This is a genomic window from Endozoicomonas euniceicola (assembly GCF_025562755.1).
Lineage (GTDB): Bacteria > Pseudomonadota > Gammaproteobacteria > Pseudomonadales > Endozoicomonadaceae > Endozoicomonas_A > Endozoicomonas_A euniceicola.
On sequence record NZ_CP103300.1, the window covers coordinates 275,310 to 287,638 of the forward strand.

Annotated in this window: 15 protein-coding genes; 3 read left to right on the plus strand and 12 right to left on the minus strand. The window is 50.5% G+C overall.

Annotated features, from left to right (window positions below):
- Positions 1–76: 76 nt before the first annotated feature.
- On the plus strand, positions 77–1,186 hold the full coding sequence (ygfZ, locus tag NX720_RS01025) for a CAF17-like 4Fe-4S cluster assembly/insertion protein YgfZ (RefSeq protein ID WP_262598844.1): 1,110 nt from the start codon (positions 77–79) through the stop codon (positions 1,184–1,186).
- A 75-nt stretch (positions 1,187–1,261) separates the two neighbouring features.
- Here ygfZ and NX720_RS01030 read toward each other — a convergent pair whose 3' ends face one another.
- Positions 1,262–1,645, minus strand: coding sequence for an exodeoxyribonuclease VII large subunit (locus tag NX720_RS01030; RefSeq protein WP_262598845.1), 384 nt, complete (start codon positions 1,643–1,645; stop codon positions 1,262–1,264).
- Positions 1,646–1,768: 123 nt separating this feature from the next.
- On the opposite strand from NX720_RS01030, the gene NX720_RS01035 reads away from it, so the two are divergent.
- Positions 1,769–2,101, plus strand: coding sequence for a hypothetical protein (locus NX720_RS01035; RefSeq protein ID WP_262598846.1), 333 nt, complete (start codon positions 1,769–1,771; stop codon positions 2,099–2,101).
- Between the two features lie 73 nt (positions 2,102–2,174).
- On the opposite strand, the gene iscX is transcribed toward NX720_RS01035, so the two are convergent.
- The 10 genes from iscX to trmJ all read right to left on the minus strand — a co-directional run bounded on the left by iscX (position 2,175) and on the right by trmJ (position 10,090).
- Complete coding sequence (gene iscX / locus NX720_RS01040) at positions 2,175–2,375, minus strand: Fe-S cluster assembly protein IscX (RefSeq protein WP_262598847.1); 201 nt, start codon at positions 2,373–2,375, stop codon at positions 2,175–2,177.
- An 84-nt stretch (positions 2,376–2,459) separates the two neighbouring features.
- Entirely contained in the window at positions 2,460–2,798 is a 339-nt protein-coding gene (gene fdx / locus NX720_RS01045) for an ISC system 2Fe-2S type ferredoxin (protein WP_262598848.1), read from the minus strand.
- Positions 2,799–2,800: 2 nt separating this feature from the next.
- Positions 2,801–4,666: a Fe-S protein assembly chaperone HscA gene (gene hscA / locus NX720_RS01050; RefSeq protein ID WP_262598849.1), complete on the minus strand. Its 1,866-nt coding sequence runs from the start codon at positions 4,664–4,666 to the stop codon at positions 2,801–2,803.
- Between the two features lie 28 nt (positions 4,667–4,694).
- Positions 4,695–5,264, minus strand: coding sequence for a Fe-S protein assembly co-chaperone HscB (gene hscB, locus NX720_RS01055; protein WP_262598850.1), 570 nt, complete (start codon positions 5,262–5,264; stop codon positions 4,695–4,697).
- A 124-nt stretch (positions 5,265–5,388) separates the two neighbouring features.
- Complete coding sequence (gene iscA / locus NX720_RS01060; protein WP_262598851.1) at positions 5,389–5,712, minus strand: iron-sulfur cluster assembly protein IscA; 324 nt, start codon at positions 5,710–5,712, stop codon at positions 5,389–5,391.
- Between the two features lie 54 nt (positions 5,713–5,766).
- Positions 5,767–6,162: a Fe-S cluster assembly scaffold IscU gene (iscU, locus tag NX720_RS01065; RefSeq protein ID WP_262598852.1), complete on the minus strand. Its 396-nt coding sequence runs from the start codon at positions 6,160–6,162 to the stop codon at positions 5,767–5,769.
- Positions 6,163–6,241: 79 nt separating this feature from the next.
- A complete protein-coding gene (locus NX720_RS01070; protein WP_262598853.1) occupies positions 6,242–7,456 on the minus strand; it encodes an IscS subfamily cysteine desulfurase in 1,215 nt (404 codons plus the stop codon).
- Positions 7,457–7,538: 82 nt separating this feature from the next.
- A complete protein-coding gene (iscR, locus tag NX720_RS01075) occupies positions 7,539–8,015 on the minus strand; it encodes a Fe-S cluster assembly transcriptional regulator IscR (protein WP_262598854.1) in 477 nt (158 codons plus the stop codon).
- Between the two features lie 460 nt (positions 8,016–8,475).
- Positions 8,476–9,270, minus strand: a complete 795-nt coding sequence (gene cysE / locus NX720_RS01080; RefSeq protein WP_262598855.1) for a serine O-acetyltransferase — start codon at positions 9,268–9,270, stop codon at positions 8,476–8,478.
- A gap of 10 nt (positions 9,271–9,280) precedes the next feature.
- Complete coding sequence (gene trmJ / locus NX720_RS01085; protein WP_262598856.1) at positions 9,281–10,090, minus strand: tRNA (cytosine(32)/uridine(32)-2'-O)-methyltransferase TrmJ; 810 nt, start codon at positions 10,088–10,090, stop codon at positions 9,281–9,283.
- 311 nt (positions 10,091–10,401) lie between these two features.
- Between trmJ and NX720_RS01090 the strand changes: the two genes are divergently transcribed.
- A complete protein-coding gene (locus NX720_RS01090; RefSeq protein ID WP_262598857.1) occupies positions 10,402–11,217 on the plus strand; it encodes an inositol monophosphatase family protein in 816 nt (271 codons plus the stop codon).
- Between the two features lie 73 nt (positions 11,218–11,290).
- Here the strand turns inward: NX720_RS01090 and NX720_RS01095 are convergent, their stop codons facing one another.
- A complete protein-coding gene (locus NX720_RS01095) occupies positions 11,291–12,124 on the minus strand; it encodes a hypothetical protein (protein ID WP_262598858.1) in 834 nt (277 codons plus the stop codon).
- Positions 12,125–12,329: the final 205 nt, after the last annotated feature.

Sequence of the window (12,329 nt, forward strand, 5' to 3'; positions counted from 1 at the left end):
CTCCTTGTTACTCATGGCCGCATTATAAATTCGCCTATCCCAGGAAGCGACTTCCAAAGCAACAAATTTTCATACCATGACAGTCGTCACAGTGTTGCGAGCCGGTACTTTCCTCTATCATTGGACTCAAACACGCTGGTATTTTCCAGACCACCTATCCGAGCCAATTATGAATAACGATCACGCCTCCCTGTTCGCCTCATTGCTTGAACAAGCCAGCCACGCCAGCCTTGCCGACCTTCACCAGCCAGCAATGAGCCTGCTGACTGATCGCGGGTTTCTCAGCGTCAGTGGTCCAGACAGCCAGCGGTTCCTGCAGGGACAGCTGAGCAACAATCTGGACAAGCTCAAGCCTGCCCAACACCATCTGAGTACCGCATGCACACCCAAAGGCAGAATGTACAGCGCGTTCCGCCTGCTCCATTCAGAAAAAGCCTTTTTGCTGTCGATGCACAGAGGGCTTCTGGATCAGACTCAAACAACACTGGGTAAATATGCCGTCTTTTTCAAATCAGAACAGTCCATTGATACCTCGCTGGTAGCCCTGGGCTTATCGGGTTCCAATATTAAAAGCACCATTCAGAAACTCGTTGGCAATACTCCAGAGGGCGATTCAGCCATAAAGGTGGAAGAAAGTGCCTGGCTATTATCCGTTCCCGGCACCTGTGAACGCTATGAGCTCTGGCTACCTGCTAACCAGCTGCCTGCCTGGTGGGACAAACTGAAACAGAGCTTCCTACCGATTTCCCAGTCTCACTGGCGTTTGCTGGATATCGAAGCGGTTATCCCTGAACTGTTGCCGGAAGCTGTTGAGCAATACATTCCACAACATCTGAATCTGCCCACCCTGAATGCGGTCAGCTTCCGCAAAGGTTGTTATACCGGGCAGGAAATTGTTGCCCGCATGCAGAACCTGGGGCAATTAAAAAGCCGTTGTTACCATTTGACTGCCCATTCAGCCGTTGAATTGATACCCAATACCAAGCTGACCAATGCGGCTGGCAAAACCATTGGTGAAGTGTTGTATGCAGTGACACCAGCCGATGCTAACCAAACTGAACTGCTTGCCATTATCCGGGTAGAAGCCGCTGAAGCCAGTGATGTACACCTGCCTGAAAATGACACTCCCTTTACCGTAGCGCCTCTGCCCTACAACATTGATGTAAAAGCGGAACTGCAACGCTGACCAAAGTGAGAGAGGTTTCATCTCTCTCACACTCCCTTTCTGAGTGCTCCTTATGCGCTTGTTGTCAGGTCGCTATTAATTATTGGCACCTGGGAGACACTGACGGATAAGGAGTTCAAGCTGGTCGATACGAGAATCGAACTTTTGCTCAAGCTGGTTGATACTGGAATCCAGCTTCTGTTCAAGCCGACCGACACTTGAGTCGAGTTTCTGTTCAAGCCGACCGACACTTGAGTCGAGCTTTTGCTCAAGCTGGTCAATTCTTGAATCGAGCCGGTCAACACTTGTATCCAGCTTTTGCTCAAGCTGGTCAAAACGTTCACGGTTTTCCTGCTGATTGCAGTCAACCTTACGATCAAGAATCTTAACGTCAGACCGGGTTTCCCCCACAATCCTGATAAAATCCGTCAGAGTGTTGAGCGTGTGATCCGGATCATTCGACTCAGCTGCGGCACTCATACATAACTCCATAAATAAGTGGTTTTTGTTTGAGCAATCAGCATAGCAGATAATCTCAGCGCCACAGCAGCACCTGACTTTTTATATCCGGCAAGAAGCTGCATAATCACACCAATAAAAACAATGACAAAAAAGGCGACCAGAATGGTCTTTCATGGAGTGACCCGGCAGATATGCCAGAGGTGGCGTATACCTCTGACAGACATTAACAGTGGCTATTGCTACGACTGGGCAAGGCTGGCGACTCAACATTGTCCGGCAGCTCAACTGTTTTATGTCCGTCGTCTGATTCCCCACGCTTTTATCTATTTTACCGGACAATGGTTTGACGCACAGAGACCCGCAGGTGTCAGACAGTGGCAGCAACTCCCCCTGTTTAAACCTTACAGAGCAGTGCTTCACCCAAAGGATCTCATTCACTGGCAACCAGGAGACCGCTTCTGGCGTAACCATTGAACAAAAAAAGACCTTGCATGTATTTTCTGCAAGGCCTTTTTTCGGCTCGAGAATTTATAGAAGGCAGCTGCCTTCAACTGATTTCTTCAATCCAGGCCGTCTGGATGGCCTCAAGAATCTTCTCGCCACAATGGCCCGGATCATCATCAAAAGCTTCCAGAGCCAGTACCCAGTTTCGCAGATCAACAAAATTGACAAACTGCGGATCGGTATCCGGATACGCTTCCGACAGCTCAATGGCAATATCGTAAATATCGGTCCATTTCAGACTCATAACACCTCCCCCAAATGCCTATAGCGCAAGAAATACCCATAGCGCAAATGCCTATAGCGCAAAAGAATGACGAAAGAACGTCGTTTAATGACGCTCTGAAACCTGATTAATGGTGTACCTGGGAATCTCAACCACCAGGTCTTCATCAGCCACCACGGCCTGACAGCTCAGGCGGGATTCCGGCTCAAGACCCCAGGCTTTATCCAACAAGTCGTCTTCCAACTCGTCGGATTCTTCCAGGCTATCAAACCCTTCCCGCACAATGACATGGCAGGTCGTACAGGCACAGGATTTTTCACAGGCGTGCTCGATCTCAATGTCATTCTGCAGAGCAGCATCCAGCACCGATACACCAGGTTCAGCTTCAATCACCGCCCCTTCGGGACACAGCTCCTCGTGGGGCAAAAATACTATCTGAGGCATAATCAGGACTCCTCAAAGTCATCAATACTATGGCCGGACAGGGCCTTACGGATACCCTGATTCATACGGCGAGCGGCAAATTCTTCCGTCGCCTTGCTCACCCGTTCAATTTCACGGGCGACAGTGTCCGCATCTTCTCCCTGGCGGATTGCCTGCAACTGTTCCATATCTGCCAGAACAGACTGGTACTCCTCCTGACTCAGCAACGCTTCACCATCAGCCTGTATGGCGACTGCCAGAGCCTCCAGCAACCGGTCCGCTTCAACCTGCTGTTCCAGCAGGCGACGGCTGTTGCGATCATCAACAGCATGAGAGTAAGAGTCCCTGAGCATGCGGGCAATTTCATCGTCGGTCAGGCCGTAGGAAGGCTTCACCTGAATACTGCTCTTAACGCCAGTAGACATTTCTTCAGCCGATACCCCCAGCAAGCCATCCGCATCTACCTGAAAAGTAACACGGATTTTAGCACCACCAGCAGGCAGCGGCGGAATGCCACGCAGTTCAAAACGCGCCAGAGAACGGTTATCCCTAATCAACTCCCGCTCACCCTGAAAGACATTAATAGCCATTGCCGTCTGACCGTCTTTATAGGTGGTAAACTCCTGTGCTCTGGCGGCCGGAATAGTGGTATTACGATGAACCACTTTTTCCATCAGCCCACCCATGGTTTCCAGACCAAGCGATAGTGGAATCACGTCCAGCAGCAACATATCGTCGCCAGATTTATTCCCAGCCAGAACATCGGCCTGCAGAGCTGCACCTACCGCCACAACACGATCCGGATCAATAGACGTCAGAGGTTGTTTTTTTGCAAAATCAGCAATGCGGGAGCGTACTCTTGGCATTCGGGTTGAGCCACCCACCATCACCACCGCTTCGATATCTTTTACCTTATAACCCGCATCCCGCAAAGCACGCTTGAACGCTCGCAGGGTTTGGTCAATCAGCTTATCAGCCAGCTCATTAAACTGACCGGTAGACAGCGTACCAGACCAGTCACCAAACGACACATCAACACTATCGTGATCAGTCAGGGCTTCTTTGGCACGACGACCTTCCAGCATGATCTGCCGATGCTGTTCATTATTCAGGGAAGATTCATCAATACCAGCCTGAACCAGCATCCAGCCAGCAATCGCCTTGTCGAAGTCATCACCACCCAGGGCGGTATCACCACCGGTTGCCAGTACCTCAAACACCCCTTTCTGCAAACGCAGAATGGAAATATCAAAGGTTCCACCCCCCAGGTCGTAAACGGCTATCAGCCCTTCACCGCCCTGATCGAGTCCATAGGCGACAGCTGCCGCAGTAGGCTCATTCAGCAGGCGGTAAACATTAATACCTGCCAGTTTTGCCGCGTCTTTTGTGGCCTGACGCTGGGACTCATCAAAATAGGCTGGCACTGTAATCACAGCCCCATCCAGTACTCCCCCCAGCGTTTCGGTGGCACGTTCAGCCAGGGAGCGAAGAATTTCGGCCGATACCTCTACCGGACTGACCGAACCCCGGCGGGTTTCGATCAGGGGCATCTGACTTTCAGACTCTACAAACCGGTAGGGCATCACCCCACCCAGAGTAGAAAGATCATTTAAGCCCCGACCCATCAGACGCTTGACGGAAACAATGGTATCCAGCGCATCGCTGACCATGTGCTGCTCAGCCTGCTGACCAACAGTAACACCCTGCTCTCCGTAATGAACGACAGAAGGCAGTATATGCTCACCCTGATAATCAGGCAGAGTGTCTGCGTTGCCAGAACGCACCGACGCCACCAGGGAATTAGTCGTACCCAGGTCTATACCGACCGCCCGTTTACTCTGGTGCGGTTCAGGCGCTTGCCCCGGCTCAGAAATCTGTAGTAATGCCATTATATTGCCTTATCTTTACAGCTGGTTTTTAGCTATCCAGCAGCTCGGACTCCAGCTGTTCCAGCTCAGCCGCAAGCTTAACCATGAACTGCATCTTTCGTACAGTATCCTGAGCGGTTTTCAGCGCATCCTCTTTGGCGACGGCTTCAGTGCTTTCTTCATTAGCCACCAGCCATAGCTGTTCATAAGTGTCAAACAGGGTTTCAATCCCCTCGTCTACTTCGTCAACCAGGCGTTCCAGCTCTGCTTCCGGATCAGCGTGGTCACGCACTTCTGACATGGCTTCACGCAACGCCATCTGCTCCATCAGGAACACTGGGTCCATCACCGTATTCTTTTCAAGGTCTACTTTGTAACCAGCCAGTTCCAACAGGTACAGCGATCTTGCCATGGGTGATTTCAGTGTTTCATAGCCTTCATTGACATAGGCAGCGTATTGAATAGCAAGCCGTTGCTGACGATCATCCGCCCCGGCAAAACGATCAGGGTGTACGGCTTTTTGAAGTTCACGATAACGCCCGGACAACAGCGAAAGGTCAACCCGGCAGGCGACAGGAAGCTGAAACAGCTCAAAATAGCTCTTTGTTATATCAACCACGGTGATGCTTGTTCCAAATAACTTCGGGAATCGCAGCCAACGCGCTTATCCAGAAGAGGTAATCATTAGAAGGGCAAGAACGTAAAAAGCCCGACCTGAGAAAAAGGTCGGGCTTTCTATAAAATCAGACGTTGAAGCTTTCACCGCAGCCGCACTCACTGGCGACATTGGGGTTATTAAACTGAAAGCCTTCGTTCAGACCTTCTTTCACAAAGTCCAGCTCGGTACCGTCCAGGTACACCAGGCTTTTGGGGTCAGAATGGATTTCCAGATCGTGACTGACGAATACGCTGTCGTCATCAGCTTTAACATCCACAAATTCCAGTACATAAGCCATACCAGAACAGCCAGACGTACGAACAGCCACCTTGATGCCGAGGCCCTTACCACGCTTGTCCAGCTGATCCCTGATATGCCTTGCTGCGGCAGCGGTCATGGTGATCGCCATGCAATACTCCAACTTAAATTAACCGCGGCAGGCTCCCCCTGCCACTGCGGTGAATCAGACTGCGGATTCACCGCTACGTTTATTACGATAGTCATCCACTGCCGCCTTGATGGCGTCTTCAGCCAGAACAGAGCAATGAATTTTAACTGGCGGCAAAGCCAGTTCTTCAGCGATATCGGTATTCTTGATTTCGGACGCCTCATCCAGCGTCTTGCCTTTCATCCACTCTGTCGCCAGAGAGCTGGAGGCAATAGCGGCACCGCAGCCGTAGGTTTTGAAGCGGGCGTCTTCAATCACCCCTTCATCACTTACCTGAATCTGCAGTCGCATAACGTCGCCACAGGCTGGTGCGCCGACCATGCCAGTACCGACGTTTTCCGCTTTGGCGTCAAGTTTACCGACATTACGAGGGTTCTCGTAATGGTCTTCCACCTTTTTACTGTAAGCCATGGTTCTATCCTCCCACCCAATTCTGTGATAGTGCCAGCCTCGATAATCAATCAGGCCAGAGACCAGCACTGGAATTCACTCAGTGTGCAACCCACTGCACGGATTTCAGATCTACGCCATCCTTATACATGTCCCACAGAGGTGACAGTTCACGCAGCTTAACCACTGCATCCTTCACCAGGTTAGCGGCATAATCCACTTCCTCGGACGTTGAAAAACGACCGAAGCTGAAGCGCAGAGAGCTGTGTGCCAGTTCATCATCCAGCCCCAGCGCCCGTAATACATAAGAAGGCTCCAGACTGGCAGAGGTACAGGCGGAACCGGAGGAAACCGCAACATCCTTCAGGGCCATAATCAGAGATTCACCTTCCACAAAAGCAAAGCTGATATTCAGGTTACCGGCAACACGCTGCTCCAGACTGCCATTAACATGCACTTCTTCCATTCCTTCAAAATGGTTCAGGAAACGCTGCCGCAGACCCAGGCAGTGTTCGTGGTCGATAGCCATTTCCTCTTTCGCGATACGACAGGCTTCGCCCAGGCCAACAATCTGATGCGTCGCTAAAGTACCGGAACGCATGCCACGCTCATGACCGCCACCGTGAATCTGAGCTTCCAGACGTACGCGGGGTTTACGGCGAACATACAGGGCACCGATGCCTTTGGGTCCGTACATTTTGTGCGCGCAAACAGAAAGCAGATCAACTTTCATGGTGTTCATATCCAGGGGAAGCTTGCCCACACTCTGGGCAGCATCCACATGGAACAGAATCTTACGAGCCCGGGTAATTTCGCCAATAGCCGCAATATCGTTGATGACGCCGATCTCATTATTGACATGCATCAGGCTCACAAGAATGGTGTCGTCGCGAAGGGCAGCTTCCACCACTTCCGGCGTGATAATGCCATCTGAATCCGGATCAAGGTAGGTCACTTCATAACCTTCGCGCTCCAGCTGGCGACAGGCATCGAGTACCGCCTTGTGTTCGATTCTGGACGTGATAATGTGCTTGCCCTTTTTGGAATAAAAGTGTGCAACACCTTTAATGGCCAGGTTGTCAGACTCGGTAGCACCGGAAGTCCAGACAATTTCGCGGGGATCAGCACCCAGCAGGTCTGCCACATTACGACGTGCGTCTTCTACGGCTTCTTCTGCCTTCCAGCCAAACACATGGGAACGAGACGCAGGGTTGCCGAAGTTACCTTCAGCAACCAGACACTGGCTCATTTTTTCGGCGACACGAGGATCGACCGGTGTCGTTGCAGAGTAATCAAGGTAAATTGGTAGTTTCATCCCGTACATCTCCAGGCGTCTTTAAACGCACAAGGCGCTTTAAACGCTCAAGGCTGTCATATTATCCCTGTGAGCAACAGCATTACAGCAGGCTGTTAATCACACTCTTGTTGTCCTGACCCTGCTGTTCGTCCTGACGAACAGCGACATTTTGAACTTCTCTTTTAGCGACAAGATCAGCCAGACTGATATTGCCAAGAAACTCGTGAATCTGTTTGCTCAGGTCATGCCACAGATGGTGCGTCAGGCACTTGGCACCCTGCTGACAACCGCCATCGCCATGACAGCGAGTTGCGTCAACCGATTCATCCACCGCATCAATCACCTGGGCCACATAAATAGCCTGACTGTCACGACTGAGGCGGTATCCCCCACCCGGCCCACGCACGCTGCATACCAGCTCATTTCTACGCAGGCGGGAGAACAGCTGCTCCAGATAGGAAAGTGAAATACCCTGACGCTCGGAAATATCGGCAAGGGCTACCGGTCCCTGATCCGCATGCAGCGCCAGGTCCAACATAGCAGTTACGGCGTAGCGTCCTTTAGTGGTCAATCGCATGCTGGATTCTCACTCTCAATAAGCTGGTTATTGTAATCAGCACTATCTTTGCCCGATCATTTGCTTAACGTTCTGATGTATCTGAAAAACTTTTGTGTTTGAAAAGCCTTTTTACAGAACCCGGTCAGCTGACCTGCACCTGAAATTCAGCCTGACTGTAGCATTTGTGCCGATTATGGAATACCTGAGTAAAACAGTCAAGTATTAATGAAATTCTAGGAAATGATGATAAGGGAAAGGCTTAAAAGGCTTAAAAGGCTTAAAAGGCTTAAAAGGCTTAAAAGGCTTAAAAGGCTTAAAAGGCTTAAAAGGCTTAAAAGGCTTAAAAGGCTTAAAAAAGTTATTTTTATAGCGACGGGTCATTTTATACAAGTCCGCTGGCTTCGTCACTATCACAAAAATCAGACAGCCAACAGCCAACAGCGGTAAATTAGCTCCCCTTACAGCAAAACAAGAGGCGCTATGCTTTTTCCTTCTCCCTGCCCTTCAGGGAAACAAAGTCCTCTTCGTTCAGCTCTGGCATCGGGTTCATATCAACGCACAACCCCCTGCTTTCCAACACTTTGCAGATTTCCAGCATCCGACCCTCGACCGCATTCAGGTGATCCAGCATGGCAGTAATCGCATTAGACGTCGGATCCGGCATATCCTCTGTGACCGCGTAAGCATCAAAGCCCATTTTTTCGGCCATCTGCTGATGACGGAAGTCAATGGCTGTCCGCTTCTCAACAATACGACCCGGAATGCCAACCACGGTGGCTCCGGGCGGCACCTCTTTTACGACAACAGCATTCGAACCCACCTTGGCACCCTCGCCCACGGTAAAAGGCCCAAGGATTTTGGCACCGGCTCCTACCACCACCTTGTTACCAAGCGTCGGGTGTCGTTTACCCTGATTCACCGGGTGATCCTTACCCTTGTTCGGCGAGGTTCCCCCCAGAGTTGCTCCGTGATAAAGCGTCACATCGTCGTGAATAACAGCAGTTTCACCAATCACCACCCCCATACCATGGTCAATAAAAAAACGTCGGCCAATGGTGGCTCCGGGATGAATTTCAACACCTGTCAGCCAGCGACTGAATGTTGAGAGAGTGCGACCCAGCCAACAGAACCCGGCATTCCACAGCTTGTGGGCAACGCGATGCAACAGCAGCGCGTGCAGGCCAGGATAGTTCGTCACTACTTCAAACGTTCCCCTGGCAGCAGGGTCACGTTGCATGACGGTTCTGATGTCTTCTTTAAGTCGCTCAAACATAATTCAGTCGTCAGCCTTGCTTTTTTGGCTCTATAGAAGGGGCTAAAGAATTCTTCGCAAACTTACCGGTTTCGGACAAAATGCCACGTAGAATACTCAGCTCTACACGATCCGGACGAATCCGTCCGTACATACGTCTTAATTTCGCCATGATCTTCTCATGACTACTGTGTTCAAGAAAGCCTATTTGTATGAGAGTTTCATAAAGGTGCTGGTAAAAACGCTCCATATCCTCCTGAGAAGCATGGGCTACCTGTTTCGTTTTAGGCACCTCAACGCCACCCTGTCCAGCCAGCTGAGTCATGCGCAGCTCATAAGCCATCACCTGAACCGCTGCACCAAGGTTCAGTGAACTGAAGTCGGGATTGGTCGGAATATGAACCTGCAAATGACAGCGCCTCAGTTCCTCGTTGGTCATCCCCCGGTCTTCCCGGCCAAAGACCAGTGCCACCTGAGCCTGTTCTGCCTCATCCAGAATCTGGCTGGCACAGACTTTAGGCTCAACCAGCTCCAGTGATACACCACGCACCCTGGCGCTGGTACCCACCACAAACTGACAACCAGCCAGCGCCTCATCCAGCGTGTCGACCACTCTGGCATTAGCAAGAATATCGTCCGCCCCGGAAGCCAGCGCCGTTGCGTGACCGGAAGGGAAATCTGCCGGACCGACCAGAACCAGACGGCTGAGCCCCATTGCCTTCATGGCTCGGGCTGCCGCACCAATATTGCCGGGATGAGTGGTATTAATCAGGACAATAGAAATATTATCGAGAGCCAGCGAGCCATTGATTACCGGCTCTTTCGCAGCGTAGTCGTTCACCACAAACTATCTCTGTATTAACTGAAGAAGGAATGGCTTCAGACTGCCTGTTGCACAGACAGCTTTTACAGCCAAATCGTACAGTTTACCGGAAAAGCCCACAAATAATGAACAATAGGTTTGAATTACAGGTGCATTGTTCTTTATAATCCGCACACTTTTTTGCGTAACCTTTTTCGCACAAGTTTCGCACAAGTGATATGAAATCAGGGTCAGTCAGCCACTGCCTCAAAGGCACCGAGGGTTAACCCGATGGCAATCTCTACCGATATTCATATTCGATCTTTCAAATTTCAGATGTAATCCAGCCTATGCAACCCATGGTAAATATGGCTCTGCGCGCCGCTCGCGCTGCTGCCGAAATTATTGTTCACGCTTACCGCGACCTTGAGAATCTCAAGGTGGAAGCCAAAGATCGCAATGACTTTGTGACCCAGGTGGATCGTGCCTCAGAAGAGATGATCATCTCCTCCCTGCGTAAAGCTTATCCTGACCATGGCTTCTTCGGTGAAGAATCCGGTCATGTAGAAGGCAAGGGTGAAGGCAAGGATTACCTCTGGATTATTGATCCCCTGGATGGCACCACCAACTTTATCCGTGGTATCCCTCAGTTTGCTATCTCTATTGCCTGCCAATACCGCGGCCGCATCGAGCACGCTGTCATTCTAGACCCGATCAAAGATGAAACCTACTGCGCAAGTCGTGGTCAGGGCGCCATGCTGAACAGCAAGCGCATCCGTGTCAGCGACCGTCGTTCCATGGAAGGTGCCCTGATCGGTACTGGCATCCCATTTTCTGGTAATAACCTGAACTACCTGGACGGCTACCTGAATATGATGCGCGCCATGCTGGGTGATACTGCCGGTATCCGTCGCTGCGGCGCAGCCTCTCTGGATCTGGCCTACGTTGCTTCCGGCAAGCTGGACGCTTTCTGGGAATTCGGCCTGAAGAGCTACGACATGGCAGCGGGCTCCCTGATCATTCAGGAAGCAGGCGGTCTGTGCAGTGACTTTATGGGTGGTCACGACTTCCTGGAGAAAAACCAGATTGTCTGCGGCAACCCAAAACTGTTCAAAGAGATGCTGAAGCGGATTCGTCCGTTTGTGGTGGAAAAAATGGGACGCTAATCCCATATAATGTCACGGTTTGCAGAGCTGATCTACAAACCGTGACAGGCATCAACAGATAAACAACGGGATACTACTCTTTAGGCTCTTTAGAATCGAAGCACCAACAACAGTAACCTGAGTGAATGTTTTCATCATCGTCCTGAATAAGTGGCCCCTCTTCAGAGAATTGTTCTTCAAATGGAGTCTGACCACTATTCTCACCAGCAGCCCCACCCTGACTATTGTCAGAAATAGACTGAAGAGTCCACTCGCCTTCTGCCTCAATTCTTACCAACTCCAACCCTCCATTATTAGACTCGGACAGAGTTAAGATCAAATTCTGCTCCGCCTCATTTCCACTCGCCACTCTATGAGTAAAAGTGCCGTCATTATTTGCAGATATTTGCTTTCCAGACAAAAAAGGAATCTGATCGGCATCAAGCATTGGCATACCAAACAAAATCCCTGCCCAATAAGTACCAGCCTGTTGAGCAGTGCGAGTATGGAGCCTGAAACGATGGCTGGCTCTACCGCTAACAGTGTCCGATGCAGTAGCCTCCCCTGACAAGCTGAAATCAGAGCTCACCTCGAAATTTACTAAAGCAGTACCGTTAAACTCCCTTGCCCCCCGACCGAAGCAACTACCGGGAATGCTAAAACGATACCGCCGAACCTCAAAAGCTTCTGATGGCCTTTGAATAGTGGTTATTATTTCAACCTCTCCACCTTCAACAGGTACACGCCTGGGAGCAGTAACCGACCAAGTCTCCTTTTTATCGTTATTATGATAGGTCTTGGTAAACCGTTTAGTTACGACTTCATCTTTTTTTGAAGTGGATGGATTAACCGCTAAAGCCCATTGTGAAGCCAGCGCTAAAAAAACAACTCCAAGACACCACCTCCAACAACTGAGCCTTCCAGACATATATTACCCGCCATACATAAACAAAGGTTGATAAAAAATGCTCGTGAAGTGTAGCTGAAAAGAGCCCACAACGGACTCAACAGGACAGGTGACCATTAGCTCTTAAAGTTCTAAGGTTGAGCATGTCGTGGGCAGATTCTGGTTTGGGTGCGGTTCATTTGCTACGACGCTCTACCCCAGCAAAACCAACTACTTTGACGACCGA